Raw genomic sequence first — 15,000 nt, forward strand, 5'->3', positions numbered from 1 at the left:
GACATTTTTGAAAATTGGAGCAGATAAGACAAGCAAAAAGTGCCAAACATCATGGTGCAATTTCTATTATCTTTTCCTTGTTCTACAGACACAAAAAAGCCGAGCTAATGCTCGGCTTTTGTATTAAGAATCTAGTATAGATTACTCAGCAGCTTCTTCAGCAGCTGGGCGGTCTACAAGCTCAATGTAAGCCATTGGAGCTTTATCACCAGTACGGAAACCACATTTAAGAATGCGAGTGTAACCACCTTGGCGAGCCGCGAAACGCGGGCCTAGTTCATTAAATAGTTTTGCCACAACTTCGTTATCACGAGTGCGAGCAAATGCAAGACGACGGTTAGCAACACTGTCTGTCTTAGCTAGGGTAATCAATGGCTCAATTACGCGACGTAGTTCTTTTGCTTTAGGCACGGTAGTTTTAATAACTTCGTGACGAACAAGAGAGCTAGCCATGTTGCTGAACATCGCTTTGCGATGACTGCTGTTGCGGTTGAGTTGACGACCACTTTTACGATGGCGCATGACCTAATCCTTCTAACTTTTCGATTAATCTTCAGCGATTGACGCTGGTGGCCAGTTTTCTAGACGCATGCCTAGAGAAAGACCACGTGAAGCAAGCACATCTTTAATCTCTGTAAGAGATTTCTTACCAAGGTTTGGCGTTTTAAGTAGCTCAACCTCAGTGCGCTGTACAAGATCACCGATGTAGTGAATCGCTTCTGCTTTCAAACAGTTAGCAGAGCGAACTGTTAGTTCAAGATCGTCTACAGGACGTAGTAGGATAGGATCGAATTCTGGCTTCTCTTCCTTCTCCTCAGGTACACGTACATCACGAAGATCTACGAACGCATCCAATTGTTCAGCTAAAATAGTAGCTGCACGACGGATTGCTTCCTCAGGTTCTAGAGTACCGTTCGTTTCCATATCGATAACAAGCTTGTCTAAATCAGTACGTTGTTCTACACGTGCCGCTTCTACAGCGTAAGCGATTTTATCAACCGGGCTGTAAGTAGCGTCAACTAGTAGACGACCGATAGGACGCTCATCTTCTTCAGTATGGATACGAGCTGAAGCTGGAACGTAACCACGACCACGTTCTACTTTGATACGCATAGCGATCTCAGCGTTGTCATCCGTTAGGTGACAAATTACGTGCTCAGGGTTAGCGATCTCTACATCACCATCGTGGGTGATGTCACCTGCAACAACAGGGCCTGAGCCTGATTTGTTCAGTGTAATAAACACTTCATCTTTGCCTTCAGCAACGCGTACAGCCAAACCTTTAAGGTTTAGAAGGATTTCCAGGATATCTTCCTGAACGCCTTCTTTAGTGCTGTATTCGTGTAGCACACCTTCAATTTCAACTTCTGTTACGGCACAACCCGGCATAGAAGATAGAAGAATGCGGCGAAGAGCATTACCTAGAGTGTGGCCGAAACCGCGCTCTAATGGCTCAAGAGTTACTTTCGCGTGTGTCGTATTGATCTGTTCAATGTCAACAAGACGCGGCTTAAGAAATTCTGTTACAGAACCCTGCATTGTGTCCTCTCTTTTTTTAACCTTACTTAGAGTAAAGTTCGACGATCAAGTGTTCATTGATGTCAGCTGATAGGTCAGAACGCTCAGGCATACGCTTGAATGTACCTTCCATTTTGCCAGCATCTACTTCAATCCAAGTTGGCTTTTCACGTTGTTCAGCAACTTCTAGAGCCGCTTTAATACGAGATTGCTGTTTAGCTTTCTCGCGGATAGAAACAACGTCGTTTGCCGCTACTTTGAAAGAAGGAACGTTTACAACTTTACCGTTAACTAGAATAGACTTGTGGCTAACTAGTTGACGAGATTCAGCACGAGTGGCGCCAAAGCCCATACGGTAAACTACGTTATCAAGACGACCTTCAAGAAGCTGAAGCAGGTTTGCACCTGTGTTGCCTTTAAGACGTGCAGCTTCTTTGTAGTAGTTGCGGAATTGTTTTTCTAGAACGCCGTAGATACGACGAACTTTTTGCTTCTCACGAAGCTGAACGCCATACTCAGATAGACGACCGCGACGAGCGCCGTGTACACCTGGTGCGTTATCAATTTTACACTTGGTATCGATCGCACGGACACCAGACTTAAGGAATAAGTCAGTACCTTCGCGACGGCTAAGCTTAAGCTTAGGACCCAAATATCTTGCCATGATCTTTCTCCAATATTCCTAGAAACGAAACTTAAACGCGACGTTTCTTAGGTGGACGACAACCGTTATGAGGGATTGGTGTCGCATCAACAATGTTAGTGATACGGAAACCAGCAGCGTTCAGTGCACGAACAGTAGATTCGCGACCTGGACCTGGACCCTTAACCATAACTTCCAAGTTCTTTAGGCCATATTCTTTAGCCATTTCACCACAACGCTCAGCTGCAACTTGTGCTGCGAACGGAGTAGATTTACGAGAACCACGGAAACCTGAACCACCTGCTGTAGCCCATGCAAGAGCGTTGCCTTGACGGTCAGTGATAGTTACGATTGTGTTGTTGAAAGAAGCATGAATGTGCGCTACGCCATCAGCTACTTGCTTGCGTACGCGCTTACGCGCGCGAGTTGGTTGTTTTGCCATTGTACTCTACCTTATCCGACTATTTCTTGATCGGCTTGCGCGGACCCTTACGGGTGCGAGCGTTGGTTTTAGTACGCTGTCCACGTAGTGGTAGACTGCGACGATGACGAAGACCGCGGTAACAGCCAAGGTCCATAAGACGCTTGATGTTCATCGATACTTCACGACGTAGATCACCTTCTACAGTGTACTTAGCTACACCATCACGCAGTTGATCGATCTGCTCTTCAGTTAGTTCACTGATCTTAGCATCTTCAGCAATACCCACTTCAGCTAGAATAGCTTGAGAGCGAGTTTTACCGATACCGTAGATTGCAGTAAGTGCAATTACAGAATGCTTATGATCAGGAATGTTAATGCCGGCTATACGGGCCATTATTCACTCCTAAGGGGTTCATAAAAGAATTATCCGCAGCAAAGCCCGTTATGGATACGCTGCGGCATACTACTTCTTTTGCACGCAAAAGGTAGGCCGAGGAATATACTCGACTCTACCTTGTATTTCAAGTAAAAATTTCTGCTAATTAGCCTTGGCGTTGCTTATGCTTTGGCTCACTGCAAATCACGCGAACGACACCGTTACGCTTGATAACTTTACAGTTACGGCAGATTTTTTTAACGGAAGCACGAACTTTCATTGCTAAACTCCGTAAATGGAATCGAAATTGTTACCACCGAATTAACGGCCGTAACCCTTCAGATTCGCTTTCTTTAACACAGAATCATACTGTTGTGACATCAGATGAGTCTGTACCTGTGCCATGAAATCCATGATAACTACCACTACGATTAGTAGTGATGTGCCGCCAAAGTAGAAACGAACGTTCCACGCGACCATCATGAACTCAGGAATCAGACATATAAAAGTAATGTATAGAGCGCCCGCAAGGGTTAGTCTAGTCATCACTTTATCGATATATTTCGCTGTCTGCTCACCTGGGCGGATACCGGGTACGAATGCACCAGACTTCTTCAAGTTATCAGCTGTTTCACGTGGGTTAAACACCAACGCTGTATAGAAGAAACAGAAGAAGATTATAGCTGCTGCATAAAGCATTACATACAAAGGTTGACCTGGGCTAAGAGCTAATGACACGTCAGTTAACCAACCGAACGCGCTGCTTTCACCATTTTGACCAAACCACTGCGCTAATGTTCCTGGGAACAAAATAATACTTGATGCGAAAATCGCTGGAATAACACCTGCCATATTAATCTTAAGAGGCAAGTGAGAGCTTTGTGCTGCAAAAACTTTACGACCTTGTTGACGTTTCGCATAGTTAACGACGATACGACGTTGACCACGTTCCATGAAAACTACGAAGTAAATAACAGCAAAAGACAATACAGCAATCAACAGCAGAAGAAGCACATGCAATTCACCTTGACGCGCTTGCTCGATTGTTTGACCGATTGCAGAAGGCAATCCAGCAACAATACCTGCAAAAATCAGAATGGAAATACCATTACCGATTCCTCGCTCAGTGATTTGTTCACCTAACCACATTAAGAACATGGTACCAGTTACTAAACTCACGGTAGCAATAAGCGTAAACATGGTTTGGTTGATAACAACCAGATTGTCGACCATGTTTGGTAAGCCTGTTGCGATACCAATAGCTTGGAATGTTGCAAGTACAAGCGTGCCGTAGCGTGTATATTGGCTTATCTTACGACGGCCTGCTTCACCCTCTTTCTTGAGTTCCGCTAACGCTGGATGAACTACAGTTAGCAATTGGACTACGATCGATGCCGAAATGTACGGCATGATACCCAATGCTAATATAGATGCACGCTCAAGAGCACCACCGGAGAACATGTTAAACATTTCTACGATGGTACCTTTTTGCTGATCGAACAAATCGGCAAGTACAGCTGCGTCAATACCAGGGATCGGCACAAAAGAGCCGGCTCGGAATACTAAAAGTGCACCAATTACGAATAATAAGCGCGACTTTAGTTCACTTAAGCCGCTCTGAGCACTACGAAAATCTTGTCCTGGTTTCTTAGCCATCTGTACCTCGTTCCTCGAGATTATTCCTCGATTTTACCGCCTGCAGCTTCGATTGCAGCTTTAGCGCCTTTAGTCACGCGTAGACCTTTAACAGTCACAGCTTTGCTTAGGTCACCAGAAAGAACGATCTTAACAAACTCGATGTTCTTAGTGATAACGTTAGCAGCTTTAAGGCTGTTAAGATCAACTACGTCACCTGTTACTTTCGCTAGCTCAGCTAGACGAACTTCAGCAGACACTAGGCTCTTACGAGAAGTGAAACCGAATTTAGGTAGACGTTGTTTTAGAGGCATTTGACCGCCTTCAAAACCTGGACGAACAGAGCCGCCAGAACGTGACTTTTGACCTTTGTGACCGCGGCCACCTGTTTTACCAAGGCCAGAACCGATACCACGACCTACACGCTTCTTAGAAGGTTTAGAGCCAGCAGCCGGTGATAGAGTATTCAAACGCATTCTGATTACTCCTCAATCTTAACCATGTAGTAAACCTTGTTGATCATACCGCGTACGCACGGTGTATCTTCAAGTTCTACTGTATGGTTGATGCGACGAAGACCTAGACCTTTAAGACACGCTTTGTGCTTAGGTAGGCGACCAATTGAGCTTTTAGTTTGAGTTACTTTAATAGTTGCCATCGTGTGCTTACTCCGAAATAGATTCAACAGTTAGACCACGTTTAGCAGCAACCATTTCTGGTGACTTAACGTCTACTAGAGCACCAATCGTTGCACGAACGATGTTGATCGGGTTCGTTGAACCGTATGCTTTAGAAAGTACGTTATGTACGCCCGCAACTTCAAGTACAGCACGCATTGCACCGCCGGCAATAACACCTGTACCTTCTGCAGCTGGCTGCATGTAAACTTTAGAGCCCGAATGACGACCTTTCACCGGGTGGTGAAGAGTGCCTTCGTTAAGCGATACTGTAACCATGTTACGGCGCGCTTTTTCCATTGCTTTTTGAATCGCAGCAGGTACTTCACGAGCTTTGCCGTAACCGAAACCTACGCGACCGTTACCGTCACCAACTACTGTTAGTGCAGTAAAGCTCATGATTCGACCACCTTTAACCGTCTTAGATACACGGTTAACTGCGATCAGCTTTTCTTGCAAATCATTAGCTTGTTGTTGTTCTTTAGCCATCTTCCAACCCTACCTTAGAATTTCAGACCAGCTTCGCGAGCAGATTCTGCTAGCGCCGCTACTCGACCGTGGTATTGGAAACCAGAACGATCAAATGCAACTGAAGCTACGCCTTTTTCAAGAGCGCGCTCAGCAACAGCTTTACCAACTGCTTTAGCTGCATCAACGTTACCAGTGTTCTTAACTTGCTCACGGATCGCTTTTTCTACAGTAGAAGCAGCTGCGATAACCTCAGAGCCGTTTGCCGCGATAACTTGTGCGTAAACATGGCGAGGAGTACGGTGTACTACCAGGCGAGTTGCACCAAGTTCTGCAATCTTACGACGTGCACGTGTAGCACGACGGATGCGAGATGCTTTCTTATCCATAGTGATACCTTACTTCTTCTTAGCTTCTTTAGTACGCACATTTTCATCTGCGTAACGAACACCTTTGCCTTTGTAAGGCTCAGGAGCACGGTAAGAACGAATGTCAGCCGCAACTTGACCTACTACTTGCTTATCGCAACCAGTAATGATGATCTCAGTTTGGCTAGGGCACTCAGCTTTAATACCTTCAGGTAGAGCGTGCTCTACTGGGTGAGAAAAACCAAGAGTTAGAGCTACAGAGTTGCCTTTCATAGCAGCACGGTAACCAACACCCTTAAGAGTTAGCTTCTTAGTGAAGCCCTCAGTAACACCCACAACCATGTTATTAACTAGAGCGCGAGCTGTACCAGCTTGTGCCCATGCGTTAGTAACACCTTCTTTCGGACCGAAAGTTAGGTTGGTTTCTTCCTGTGCAATAACTACGGCGCTGTTAAGAACGCGAGTAAGCTCACCTTTGCTACCTTTTACAGTAACTTCTTGGCCGTTTAGTTTCACCTCTACGCCAGCTGGAATAGCGACAGGTGCTTTAGCAACACGAGACATAATCTACTCCTTAAGCTACGTAACAGATGATTTCACCGCCAAGACCTGCTTTACGAGCAGCACGGTCAGACATCAGACCCTTGGAAGTAGAAACAACTGCAATACCAAGACCACCCATCACTGTAGGTAAAGAGTCTTTATTTTTATAAACTCTTAAACCAGGACGTGATACACGCTTGATTTGCTCGATTACAGGTTTAGCTTGGAAGTACTTAAGAGTAACTTCTAGCTCAGGTTTTGCTTCGCTGTTAACAGCGAAGTCTACGATGTAACCTTCAGCTTTAAGTAATGCAGCAATTGCAACTTTAAGCTTTGAAGAAGGCATTTTTACAGCAACTTTGTTTGCTGCCTGACCGTTACGAACTCGGGTCAGCATATCCGAAATCGGATCTTGCATGCTCATAAGATTTACTCCAAATGATTAAGTGGCAATTACCAGCTAGCCTTACGAAGACCCGGAATCTCGCCTTTCATGCAAGCTTCACGAACCTTAATGCGGCTTAGACCGAATTTACGTAGGTAACCGTGTGGACGACCAGTTTGGTTGCAACGGTTGCGCTGACGTGATGCACTTGAATCACGTGGAAGAGATTGCAGTTTAAGAACCGCATTCCAACGATCTTCTTCAGATGCGTTTACATCGCTAATGATAACTTTTAGCGCAGAACGCTTTTCAGCGAACTTAGCTACTAGTTTTGCACGTTTAGCTTCACGTGCTTTCATTGATTGTTTAGCCATAACAGTAACCCTACCCTTACTTACGGAATGGGAAGTTAAAGGCAGCCAGCAGAGCTCGGCCTTCCTCATCGGAACCCGCAGAAGTCGTGATAGTGATATCAAGACCGCGGACACGATCGACTTTATCGTAGTCGATTTCCGGAAAGATGATTTGCTCGCGAACGCCCATGCTGTAGTTACCGCGACCGTCAAAAGACTTAGCGCTAACACCACGGAAATCACGTACACGTGGAAGTGCGATAGAGATTAAACGCTCTAAAAATTCCCACATGCGCTCACCACGCAAGGTTACTTTACAACCAATTGGGTAGCCTTCACGAATTTTGAAACCAGCTACAGATTTACGCGCTTTAGTGATAAGTGGCTTTTGACCAGAGATCGTTGCCATATCAGCTGCTGCGTTTTCTAGCAGTTTCTTATCGTTGATTGCTTCACCAACGCCCATATTTAGGGTGATTTTCTCAATCCTAGGGACTTGCATGACGCTTGTGTAGCTGAACTCTTTGGTAAGCTCAGCGACTACAGACGACTTGTAGTAATCATGCAGTTTCGCCATAGTAGAACTCCAAATTACTTCTAATTAGTTAGAAACAGTTTCGCCGTTAGATTTGAAGAAACGAACTTTCTTGCCATCTTCGATACGGAAACCGATACGGTCTGCTTTACCAGTAGCCGCGTTAAAAACAGCAACGTTAGAAGCATCAATAGCTGCTTCTTGTTCAACGATGCCACCTTGTTGACCTAGAGCCGGAACCGGCTTTTGGTGTTTCTTAACAAGGTTGATGCCTTCAACGATAACTTTACCAGTTGTCAGAACCTTAGTTACTTTACCTTTCTTGCCTTTATCTTTACCAGCAAGAATGATTACTTCGTCATTACGACGGATTTTAGCTGCCATATTGCCGCTCCTTACAGAACTTCAGGTGCTAGTGATACAATCTTCATGAATTTCGCGTTACGAAGTTCACGAGTCACAGGACCAAAGATACGTGTGCCGACTGGTTGCTCAGTAGTGTCATTTAACAATACACAAGCATTACTGTCGAAGCGAATGACAGAACCGTCTGGGCGACGAACGCCTTTACGGGTGCGCACTACTACCGCCTTCAGAACATCACCTTTCTTTACTTTACCGCGAGGAATCGCTTCCTTCACTGTAACCTTGATGACGTCACCGATATGTGCATAACGGCGGTGAGAGCCACCCAGAACCTTAATACACATTACCTTGCGCGCGCCAGAGTTATCTGCTGCGTCAAGTGTACTTTGCATCTGGATCATTGTTAGTGCTCCGCTAAATATTAAAACTAGACCCTCTCGGGTCGGGCTGCCTCTTTAAAAGGGACGCGAATTGTACCACCCTTTTTTTAAATTGGGTAGACAAAAAACAAGCGGCTCCAAAAAATAATTTGGAGCCGCTTATAAGTTATAGAATTACAAAGATTAAATCTTCGCTTTTTCTAGAACTTTAACCAATGTCCAAGACTTAGTCTTAGACAGAGGACGACACTCAGCGATTTCAACTTTGTCGCCTAAGCCACAAGTGTTGTCTTCGTCGTGTGCGTGTACTTTAGTCGTGCGTTTGATGAACTTACCGTAAATTGGGTGTTTTACAGTGCGTTCAATAGCAACAACGATAGACTTGTCCATCTTGTCGCTTACTACACGGCCTTGCTGGATGCGGTTAGTTTCGCTCATTATGCGCCTGCCTTTTCAGTCAAAACAGTTTTCACACGTGCGATGTCACGGCGTACAGCTTTTAGAGTATGAGTTTGCTGAAGTTGACCAGTTGCAGCTTGCATGCGCAAGTTGAACTGTTCACGTAGCAAATTCAATAGCTCAGCGTTAAGCTCTTCAACGTTCTTTTCGCGTAGATCTTGTGCTTTCATCACATCACCTGCTTAGTTACAAAAGTAGTTTTAACAGGCAGTTTACGTGCCGCTAGGCGGAACGCTTCACGTGCCAACTCTTCAGGTACGCCATTCATCTCGTACATAACTTTGCCTGGTTGGATTTGAGCAACCCAGTACGCAACTGAACCTTTACCTTTACCTTGACGAACTTCAAGAGGCTTTTCAGTAATTGGCTTGTCTGGGAATACACGAATCCAGATTTGACCTTGACGCTTAATGTGACGTGTCATAGCACGACGTGCCGCTTCGATTTGACGTGCAGTCAGACGACCACGGCCAACAGCTTTAAGACCGAATTCGCCGAAGCTTACTTCAGTACCTTTAGCTAGACCACGGTTACGACCAGTCATAACCTTGCGGAACTTAGTACGTTTTGGTTGTAGCATCGTTCGACTCCTTACTTACGGCCTTTACGCTGCTTCTTAGGCTTATCGCCTTTTGGCTCTACTGCGTTAGCAGCTGGCATACCGCCTAGAATCTCACCTTTGAAGATCCAAACTTTAATGCCGATCACACCGTATTGAGTGTGAGCCGAAGAAGTTGCGTAATCAATGTCTGCACGTAGAGTGTGTAGAGGCACACGGCCTTCACGGTACCACTCAGAACGTGCGATTTCAGCACCGCCAAGACGGCCGCCTACTTGTACTTTGATGCCTTTAGCGCCTAGACGCATAGCATTTTGTACCGCACGCTTCATTGCACGACGGAACATAACACGACGCTCTAGTTGAGACGCGATGCTATCAGCTACAAGCTGACCATCTAGCTCAGGCTTACGTACTTCAGCGATGTTAATTTGCGCTGGTACACCTGCGATTTTAGCTACAGCTGCGCGTAGCTTCTCTACGTCTTCACCTTTCTTACCGATAACAACGCCAGGACGAGCAGTGTGAATAGTCACACGGATGCTCTTCGCTGGACGCTCGATAACGATACGAGATAATGATGCTTTTTGTAGTTCCTTTGTAAGGAACTGACGTACCTTGAAGTCGCCGTCTAGGTTGTCAGCGAATTCGTTGGTATTAGCAAACCATGTAGCATTCCAAGGCTTAACGATGCCAAGACGAATACCATTAGGATGTACTTTCTGACCCATTGCTTACTCTCCTAGTCTTTAGCGATCTGCTACAACAATAGTGATGTGGCTTGAACGCTTCAAGATACGATCCGCACGACCTTTAGCACGAGGCATAATACGCTTCATGATAGGGCCCTCATCTACGAAGATTTTAGCGACATTTAGATCGTCGATATCTGCACCTTCGTTATGTTCCGCGTTAGCGATAGCTGACTCAAGAACCTTCTTAACTAATACAGCAGCTTTTTTGTTGCTGAAAGTTAGAATTTCTAGAGCTTGGTCTACCGACTTACCGCGAATTTGGTCTGCAACTAAGCGAGCTTTCTGTGGAGAAATACGAGCAAAGTTATGTTTAGCTAAAGCTTCCATCATCTACTCCTTATTTCTTCTTAGCTTTCTTATCTGCAGCATGACCGCGATAAGTACGAGTTGGTGCAAATTCGCCCAGTTTGTGACCGATCATTTCTTCGGTAACGAAAACTGGAACGTGCTGACGACCATTATGGACAGCGATGGTCAAACCAATCATTGTTGGGATGATCATTGAGCGACGGGACCAAGTCTTAATAGGCTTTTTGTCTCCGCTTTCCACCGCTTTCTCTACCTTCTTCAGCAAGTGTAGGTCAATAAAAGGACCTTTCTTGAGAGAACGTGGCATGGCGATTCCTCTTTATAAATTATTTAGTGCGACGACGTACGATGTACTTGTCAGTGCGCTTGTTCTTACGAGTCTTGAAGCCCTTAGTAGGAACGCCCCAAGGAGAAACTGGGTGACGACCACCAGATGTGCGGCCTTCACCACCACCATGTGGGTGATCCACCGGGTTCATTACTACACCACGTACGGTTGGACGTACGCCGCGCCAGCGTGAAGCACCAGCTTTACCAAGTTCACGTAGCATATGCTCAGAGTTACCAACTTCACCGATCGTTGCACGACCTTCAGAAAGAACTTTGCGCATCTCACCAGAACGTAGACGGATAGTTACGTATGCACCATCGCGAGCGATGATTTGAGCATAAGCACCAGCCGAACGAGCTAGTTGAGCACCTTTACCAGGCTTAAGTTCAACACAGTGTACAGTAGAACCTACTGGGATGTTGCGCATCGGCAGAGTGTTACCTGCTTTGATTGCAGCATCTACGCCAGATTGAATCTGGTCGCCTGCGTTAACACCTTTAGGTGCAATGATGTAACGACGCTCACCGTCTGCGTACAGAACTAGAGCGATGTTAGCACTACGGTTTGGATCGTATTCTAGACGCTCAACTTTCGCTGGGATGCCATCTTTAGTACGTTTGAAGTCAATTACACGGTAATGGTGCTTATGACCACCACCGATGTGACGTACTGTAATACGACCGTTGTTGTTACGACCACCGTTCTTAGAGTTTTTCTCTAGAAGTGGTGCGTATGGCTTACCCTTGTGTAGGTCAGCGTTAACAACTTTAACGACGTGACGACGACCAGGGGAAGTCGGCTTACATTTAACAATAGCCATTTTTACTACTCCTGTTATTCCGCGCCGCCAACGAAGTCAAGATCTTGACCTTCTTTCAAAGTAACGTAGGCTTTCTTAACGTCTGAACGACGGCCTTCACGCATACCTTGACGTTTGGTCTTACCCTTTAATACAAGAGTATTTACAGACTTAACTTCAACTTCAAATAGCTTTTCTACAGCTGCTTTGATCTCTTTCTTAGTTGCATCTTTAGCTACTTTGAAAACGATAGTGTTCGCTTTCTCAGCTGCCATAGTTGCTTTTTCAGAGATGTGCGGAGCACGTAGAACTTTTAAGATACGCTCTTCAGTGATCATGCTAGCATCTCCTCAACTTGCTTAACTGCGTCAGCAGTCATTAGAACCTTGTCGAAAGCGATTAGTGATACTGGATCAACACCAGCAACATCACGTGCATCTACTTTGTATAGGTTACGAGCAGCTAAGAATAGATTTTCATCTACTTCGCCAGTCACAATCAGAACGTCGCTTAGCTCAAGCTCTTTAAGCTTAGCTACAAGTTCTTTTGTTTTTGGTGCTTCTACAGAGAAGTTATCAACAACGATTAAACGCTCTTGACGAACTAGCTCAGAAAGAATGCTCTTCATAGCACCGCGGTACATTTTTTTGTTTACTTTTTGGCTGTGATCTTGTGGTTTCGCAGCAAAAGTAACACCACCTGTACGCCAGATTGGGCTACGAATTGTACCAGCACGTGCGCGGCCAGTACCTTTTTGACGCCATGGCTTAGCGCCACCGCCAGATACTTCAGAACGAGTCTTTTGAGCACGAGTACCTTGACGAGCACCTGCTGCATATGCAACAACTACTTGGTGTACAAGAGCTTCGTTGAAGTCACGTCCGAAAGTAGTCTCGGAAACAGTTAGTGCATCAGCACCTTTAACCATCAATTCCATTACTTACTCCTAGACGTTATGCTTTAACAGCAGGTTTTACGATCACGTTTCCGCCTGTTGAGCCCGGTACTGCACCTTTAATAAGGAGTAGATTGCGCTCAGCGTCAACACGTACGATCTCTAGGTTTTGAGTCGTTACACGCTCAGCACCCATGTGACCTGCCATTTTCTTGCCTTTAAACACGCGGCCTGGAGTTTGACATTGGCCAATTGAACCCGGTGCGCGGTGAGACAAAGAGTTACCGTGAGTCATATCTTGAGTAGAGAAGTTCCAACGCTTGATAGCGCCTTGGAAGCCTTTACCTTTAGATGTACCAGTAACGTCTACTTTTTTAATTTCGTTGAAAAGTTCTACGTTTAGCTCAGCGCCAACTTCAAACTCTTCGCCGTTTTCTAAACGGAATTCCCAAAGACCGCGACCTGCTTCTACACCCGCTTTCGCGAAGTGACCAGCTTCAGGTTTAGTTACACGGTTAGCTTTCTTAGCACCAGTAGTTACTTGGATTGCTGCGTAGCCGTCTGTCTCAAGAGTTTTAACTTGAGAAATACGGTTCGCTTCAACCTCAACAACAGTTACTGGGATAGAAACGCCTTCTTCAGTAAATACGCGGGTCATACCCACTTTACGTCCGACTAGACCAATCATTATTCTTATCTCCCTTAACCTAGGCTGATTTGAACATCAACGCCAGCTGCAAGATCAAGACGCATTAGAGCATCAACAGTTTTATCTGTTGGCTCAACGATGTCGATCAAACGCTTGTGAGTACGGATTTCGTACTGATCACGTGCATCTTTGTTGACGTGTGGAGAGGTAAGAACAGTGAAACGCTCTTTACGAGTAGGAAGTGGAATAGGACCACGAACCTGTGCGCCAGTACGTTTTGCTGTTTCAACGATTTCCGCAGTTGAAGCATCGATTAGCTTGTAATCAAACGCTTTAAGGCGGATACGAATACGTTGGTTCTGCATGAGACAGAGCTCCAATTATTAAAAATTACACAAACAATATCGCCACTCAAACCCGATAAAACGAGAGAATGCCGATTGATTTATGTGAAACCGTAGCACCCAAAATTAGGACGCATTGTCAGTTAACTTTTGAAGTAAACAAGAAGTTTACTATTTTTATTAACCGCGAACATAAGCTGAGTATACATTACTAGGTAAGACCTACTCCTCAGTGCTCATTGGTTCACAACCAGCGTTAGCCAGTGCGATGCATTATACAGATCACACTTTAGTATGCAAGTAGTGTTGGAAAAATAATCGCAATTTATTGGAAGTTGGTTTTGTATCGAGAGGGAAGAAGACAGATGGAAGGTAATATTTCTTTTGAGAAAACAAAAGGGAAGCCGAAGCTCCCCTTTTCAGATGCGTGCTCTTCTAATGAAGAGAGTGCAAAAATCTAAATGCTATTAAGCGAAGATTTTAGCTACAACACCAGCACCAACTGTACGGCCACCTTCGCGGATTGCGAAACGTAGACCTTCGTCCATTGCGATTGGAGCGATTAGCTCAACAGTCATTTGAACGTTGTCACCTGGCATTACCATTTCTACGCCTTCTGGTAGAGTGATGTCGCCTGTTACGTCAGTTGTACGGAAGTAGAACTGTGGACGGTAACCTTTGAAGAAAGGAGTGTGACGGCCGCCTTCGTCTTTAGAAAGTACGTATACTTCAGACTCAAACTTAGTGTGTGGGTTGATAGAACCTTTCGCAGAAAGTACTTGACCACGTTCAACGTCATCACGCTTAGTACCACGTAGAAGTGCACCAACGTTCTCACCTGCACGACCTTCGTCAAGCAGTTTACGGAACATTTCAACACCAGTACAAGTAGTAAGAGTAGTCTCTTTGATACCAACGATTTCTACTTCGTCACCTACACGTAGGATACCGCGCTCGATACGACCAGTTACAACAGTACCACGACCTTGAATTGAGAATACATCTTCAATTGGTAGTAGGAACGGTTGGTCAACTGCACGCTCTGGCTCAGGAATGTAAGAATCTAGTGCTTCTGCAAGCTCAACGATCTTGTCTTCCCACTGCTTCTCGCCGTTTAGTGCGCCAAGTGCAGAACCTTGGATAACTGGTAGGTCATCACCTGGGAAGTCGTATTCAGAAAGAAGTTCACGAACTTCCATCTCAACTAGCTCAAGTAGCTCTTCGTCATC

General features: G+C 45.3%; 29 protein-coding genes. All 29 read right to left on the reverse strand.

Annotated elements, in window-relative coordinates; all coding sequences use genetic code 11:
- Positions 1–141 precede the first annotated feature (141 nt).
- Entirely contained in the window at positions 142–522 is a 381-nt protein-coding gene (gene rplQ, locus AB6E30_RS09655; RefSeq protein ID WP_004729812.1) for a 50S ribosomal protein L17, read from the reverse strand.
- Between the two features lie 24 nt (positions 523–546).
- Complete coding sequence (locus tag AB6E30_RS09660; RefSeq protein ID WP_004729813.1) at positions 547–1,539, reverse strand: DNA-directed RNA polymerase subunit alpha; 993 nt, start codon at positions 1,537–1,539, stop codon at positions 547–549.
- Between the two features lie 22 nt (positions 1,540–1,561).
- Complete coding sequence (rpsD, locus tag AB6E30_RS09665; protein WP_004738777.1) at positions 1,562–2,182, reverse strand: 30S ribosomal protein S4; 621 nt, start codon at positions 2,180–2,182, stop codon at positions 1,562–1,564.
- 31 nt (positions 2,183–2,213) lie between these two features.
- Entirely contained in the window at positions 2,214–2,603 is a 390-nt protein-coding gene (gene rpsK / locus AB6E30_RS09670; RefSeq protein ID WP_004738778.1) for a 30S ribosomal protein S11, read from the reverse strand.
- 19 nt (positions 2,604–2,622) lie between these two features.
- Positions 2,623–2,979, reverse strand: a complete 357-nt coding sequence (gene rpsM / locus AB6E30_RS09675) for a 30S ribosomal protein S13 (protein ID WP_004738779.1) — start codon at positions 2,977–2,979, stop codon at positions 2,623–2,625.
- 148 nt (positions 2,980–3,127) lie between these two features.
- Positions 3,128–3,241, reverse strand: a complete 114-nt coding sequence (gene rpmJ, locus AB6E30_RS09680; RefSeq protein ID WP_000868186.1) for a 50S ribosomal protein L36 — start codon at positions 3,239–3,241, stop codon at positions 3,128–3,130.
- A 41-nt stretch (positions 3,242–3,282) separates the two neighbouring features.
- Positions 3,283–4,617: a preprotein translocase subunit SecY gene (gene secY / locus AB6E30_RS09685; RefSeq protein ID WP_004738781.1), complete on the reverse strand. Its 1,335-nt coding sequence runs from the start codon at positions 4,615–4,617 to the stop codon at positions 3,283–3,285.
- A 20-nt stretch (positions 4,618–4,637) separates the two neighbouring features.
- On the reverse strand, positions 4,638–5,072 hold the full coding sequence (gene rplO / locus AB6E30_RS09690) for a 50S ribosomal protein L15 (RefSeq protein ID WP_004736758.1): 435 nt from the start codon (positions 5,070–5,072) through the stop codon (positions 4,638–4,640).
- Positions 5,073–5,077: 5 nt separating this feature from the next.
- Positions 5,078–5,254 carry a 50S ribosomal protein L30 gene (rpmD, locus tag AB6E30_RS09695; RefSeq protein ID WP_004736756.1) on the reverse strand — a complete coding sequence of 59 codons (177 nt, stop codon included), beginning with the start codon at positions 5,252–5,254 and terminating at the stop codon, positions 5,078–5,080.
- A 7-nt stretch (positions 5,255–5,261) separates the two neighbouring features.
- Positions 5,262–5,762 (reverse strand): 30S ribosomal protein S5, encoded by a 501-nt coding sequence (rpsE, locus tag AB6E30_RS09700; protein ID WP_017061307.1) that lies wholly within the window; start codon positions 5,760–5,762, stop codon positions 5,262–5,264.
- A gap of 14 nt (positions 5,763–5,776) precedes the next feature.
- A complete protein-coding gene (rplR, locus tag AB6E30_RS09705) occupies positions 5,777–6,130 on the reverse strand; it encodes a 50S ribosomal protein L18 (RefSeq protein ID WP_004738784.1) in 354 nt (117 codons plus the stop codon).
- Between the two features lie 9 nt (positions 6,131–6,139).
- Positions 6,140–6,673 (reverse strand): 50S ribosomal protein L6, encoded by a 534-nt coding sequence (rplF, locus tag AB6E30_RS09710; protein ID WP_017063712.1) that lies wholly within the window; start codon positions 6,671–6,673, stop codon positions 6,140–6,142.
- Positions 6,674–6,683: 10 nt separating this feature from the next.
- A complete protein-coding gene (gene rpsH, locus AB6E30_RS09715) occupies positions 6,684–7,076 on the reverse strand; it encodes a 30S ribosomal protein S8 (protein WP_017061309.1) in 393 nt (130 codons plus the stop codon).
- Positions 7,077–7,105: 29 nt separating this feature from the next.
- Entirely contained in the window at positions 7,106–7,411 is a 306-nt protein-coding gene (gene rpsN, locus AB6E30_RS09720) for a 30S ribosomal protein S14 (RefSeq protein WP_004738789.1), read from the reverse strand.
- Between the two features lie 16 nt (positions 7,412–7,427).
- Complete coding sequence (gene rplE / locus AB6E30_RS09725; RefSeq protein WP_004738790.1) at positions 7,428–7,967, reverse strand: 50S ribosomal protein L5; 540 nt, start codon at positions 7,965–7,967, stop codon at positions 7,428–7,430.
- A gap of 24 nt (positions 7,968–7,991) precedes the next feature.
- Positions 7,992–8,309 carry a 50S ribosomal protein L24 gene (gene rplX, locus AB6E30_RS09730; RefSeq protein ID WP_004738792.1) on the reverse strand — a complete coding sequence of 106 codons (318 nt, stop codon included), beginning with the start codon at positions 8,307–8,309 and terminating at the stop codon, positions 7,992–7,994.
- An 11-nt stretch (positions 8,310–8,320) separates the two neighbouring features.
- Positions 8,321–8,692 (reverse strand): 50S ribosomal protein L14, encoded by a 372-nt coding sequence (rplN, locus tag AB6E30_RS09735; protein WP_004736740.1) that lies wholly within the window; start codon positions 8,690–8,692, stop codon positions 8,321–8,323.
- 162 nt (positions 8,693–8,854) lie between these two features.
- Complete coding sequence (rpsQ, locus tag AB6E30_RS09740; RefSeq protein ID WP_004736739.1) at positions 8,855–9,109, reverse strand: 30S ribosomal protein S17; 255 nt, start codon at positions 9,107–9,109, stop codon at positions 8,855–8,857.
- Positions 9,109–9,300: a 50S ribosomal protein L29 gene (rpmC, locus tag AB6E30_RS09745; RefSeq protein WP_004736737.1), complete on the reverse strand. Its 192-nt coding sequence runs from the start codon at positions 9,298–9,300 to the stop codon at positions 9,109–9,111. Before rpmC ends, rpsQ begins: the two co-directional genes overlap by 1 nt.
- A complete protein-coding gene (rplP, locus tag AB6E30_RS09750; RefSeq protein WP_004736736.1) occupies positions 9,300–9,710 on the reverse strand; it encodes a 50S ribosomal protein L16 in 411 nt (136 codons plus the stop codon). Before rplP ends, rpmC begins: the two co-directional genes overlap by 1 nt.
- Positions 9,711–9,721: 11 nt before the next feature.
- Positions 9,722–10,420, reverse strand: a complete 699-nt coding sequence (gene rpsC / locus AB6E30_RS09755; RefSeq protein WP_004736734.1) for a 30S ribosomal protein S3 — start codon at positions 10,418–10,420, stop codon at positions 9,722–9,724.
- An 18-nt stretch (positions 10,421–10,438) separates the two neighbouring features.
- Entirely contained in the window at positions 10,439–10,771 is a 333-nt protein-coding gene (gene rplV, locus AB6E30_RS09760) for a 50S ribosomal protein L22 (RefSeq protein WP_004736732.1), read from the reverse strand.
- 10 nt (positions 10,772–10,781) lie between these two features.
- A complete protein-coding gene (rpsS, locus tag AB6E30_RS09765; protein WP_004736729.1) occupies positions 10,782–11,060 on the reverse strand; it encodes a 30S ribosomal protein S19 in 279 nt (92 codons plus the stop codon).
- Positions 11,061–11,079: 19 nt separating this feature from the next.
- Complete coding sequence (gene rplB / locus AB6E30_RS09770; RefSeq protein ID WP_010435149.1) at positions 11,080–11,904, reverse strand: 50S ribosomal protein L2; 825 nt, start codon at positions 11,902–11,904, stop codon at positions 11,080–11,082.
- Positions 11,905–11,918: 14 nt separating this feature from the next.
- Positions 11,919–12,221 carry a 50S ribosomal protein L23 gene (gene rplW, locus AB6E30_RS09775; protein ID WP_004736765.1) on the reverse strand — a complete coding sequence of 101 codons (303 nt, stop codon included), beginning with the start codon at positions 12,219–12,221 and terminating at the stop codon, positions 11,919–11,921.
- A complete protein-coding gene (gene rplD, locus AB6E30_RS09780; RefSeq protein ID WP_004738803.1) occupies positions 12,218–12,820 on the reverse strand; it encodes a 50S ribosomal protein L4 in 603 nt (200 codons plus the stop codon). The genes rplW and rplD overlap by 4 nt, the downstream gene beginning before the upstream one ends.
- Positions 12,821–12,836: 16 nt before the next feature.
- A complete protein-coding gene (gene rplC, locus AB6E30_RS09785; RefSeq protein WP_004736763.1) occupies positions 12,837–13,466 on the reverse strand; it encodes a 50S ribosomal protein L3 in 630 nt (209 codons plus the stop codon).
- Positions 13,467–13,480: 14 nt separating this feature from the next.
- A complete protein-coding gene (gene rpsJ, locus AB6E30_RS09790; protein ID WP_004736761.1) occupies positions 13,481–13,792 on the reverse strand; it encodes a 30S ribosomal protein S10 in 312 nt (103 codons plus the stop codon).
- A gap of 446 nt (positions 13,793–14,238) precedes the next feature.
- Positions 14,239–15,000, reverse strand: a 762-nt coding sequence (locus AB6E30_RS09795) for an elongation factor Tu (protein WP_372103397.1), incomplete at its 5' end; no start/stop codon positions are given.

This window comes from Vibrio sp. 10N.247.311.12 (assembly GCF_041467515.1).
GTDB lineage: Bacteria > Pseudomonadota > Gammaproteobacteria > Enterobacterales > Vibrionaceae > Vibrio > Vibrio crassostreae_C.

Coding starts and splice junctions, on each gene's coding strand:
- rplQ (WP_004729812.1), bottom strand. CDS start 522: ATGCGCCATCGTAAAAGTGGTCGTCAACTCAACCGCAACAGCAGTCAT.
- AB6E30_RS09660 (WP_004729813.1), bottom strand. CDS start 1,539: ATGCAGGGTTCTGTAACAGAATTTCTTAAGCCGCGTCTTGTTGACATT.
- rpsD (WP_004738777.1), bottom strand. CDS start 2,182: ATGGCAAGATATTTGGGTCCTAAGCTTAAGCTTAGCCGTCGCGAAGGT.
- rpsK (WP_004738778.1), bottom strand. CDS start 2,603: ATGGCAAAACAACCAACTCGCGCGCGTAAGCGCGTACGCAAGCAAGTA.
- rpsM (WP_004738779.1), bottom strand. CDS start 2,979: ATGGCCCGTATAGCCGGCATTAACATTCCTGATCATAAGCATTCTGTA.
- rpmJ (WP_000868186.1), bottom strand. CDS start 3,241: ATGAAAGTTCGTGCTTCCGTTAAAAAAATCTGCCGTAACTGTAAAGTT.
- secY (WP_004738781.1), bottom strand. CDS start 4,617: ATGGCTAAGAAACCAGGACAAGATTTTCGTAGTGCTCAGAGCGGCTTA.
- rplO (WP_004736758.1), bottom strand. CDS start 5,072: ATGCGTTTGAATACTCTATCACCGGCTGCTGGCTCTAAACCTTCTAAG.
- rpmD (WP_004736756.1), bottom strand. CDS start 5,254: ATGGCAACTATTAAAGTAACTCAAACTAAAAGCTCAATTGGTCGCCTA.
- rpsE (WP_017061307.1), bottom strand. CDS start 5,762: ATGGCTAAAGAACAACAACAAGCTAATGATTTGCAAGAAAAGCTGATC.
- rplR (WP_004738784.1), bottom strand. CDS start 6,130: ATGGATAAGAAAGCATCTCGCATCCGTCGTGCTACACGTGCACGTCGT.
- rplF (WP_017063712.1), bottom strand. CDS start 6,673: ATGTCTCGTGTTGCTAAAGCACCTGTCGCTATTCCAGCTGGCGTAGAG.
- rpsH (WP_017061309.1), bottom strand. CDS start 7,076: ATGAGCATGCAAGATCCGATTTCGGATATGCTGACCCGAGTTCGTAAC.
- rpsN (WP_004738789.1), bottom strand. CDS start 7,411: ATGGCTAAACAATCAATGAAAGCACGTGAAGCTAAACGTGCAAAACTA.
- rplE (WP_004738790.1), bottom strand. CDS start 7,967: ATGGCGAAACTGCATGATTACTACAAGTCGTCTGTAGTCGCTGAGCTT.
- rplX (WP_004738792.1), bottom strand. CDS start 8,309: ATGGCAGCTAAAATCCGTCGTAATGACGAAGTAATCATTCTTGCTGGT.
- rplN (WP_004736740.1), bottom strand. CDS start 8,692: ATGATCCAGATGCAAAGTACACTTGACGCAGCAGATAACTCTGGCGCG.
- rpsQ (WP_004736739.1), bottom strand. CDS start 9,109: ATGAGCGAAACTAACCGCATCCAGCAAGGCCGTGTAGTAAGCGACAAG.
- rpmC (WP_004736737.1), bottom strand. CDS start 9,300: ATGAAAGCACAAGATCTACGCGAAAAGAACGTTGAAGAGCTTAACGCT.
- rplP (WP_004736736.1), bottom strand. CDS start 9,710: ATGCTACAACCAAAACGTACTAAGTTCCGCAAGGTTATGACTGGTCGT.
- rpsC (WP_004736734.1), bottom strand. CDS start 10,420: ATGGGTCAGAAAGTACATCCTAATGGTATTCGTCTTGGCATCGTTAAG.
- rplV (WP_004736732.1), bottom strand. CDS start 10,771: ATGGAAGCTTTAGCTAAACATAACTTTGCTCGTATTTCTCCACAGAAA.
- rpsS (WP_004736729.1), bottom strand. CDS start 11,060: ATGCCACGTTCTCTCAAGAAAGGTCCTTTTATTGACCTACACTTGCTG.
- rplB (WP_010435149.1), bottom strand. CDS start 11,904: ATGGCTATTGTTAAATGTAAGCCGACTTCCCCTGGTCGTCGTCACGTC.
- rplW (WP_004736765.1), bottom strand. CDS start 12,221: ATGATCACTGAAGAGCGTATCTTAAAAGTTCTACGTGCTCCGCACATC.
- rplD (WP_004738803.1), bottom strand. CDS start 12,820: ATGGAATTGATGGTTAAAGGTGCTGATGCACTAACTGTTTCCGAGACT.
- rplC (WP_004736763.1), bottom strand. CDS start 13,466: ATGATTGGTCTAGTCGGACGTAAAGTGGGTATGACCCGCGTATTTACT.
- rpsJ (WP_004736761.1), bottom strand. CDS start 13,792: ATGCAGAACCAACGTATTCGTATCCGCCTTAAAGCGTTTGATTACAAG.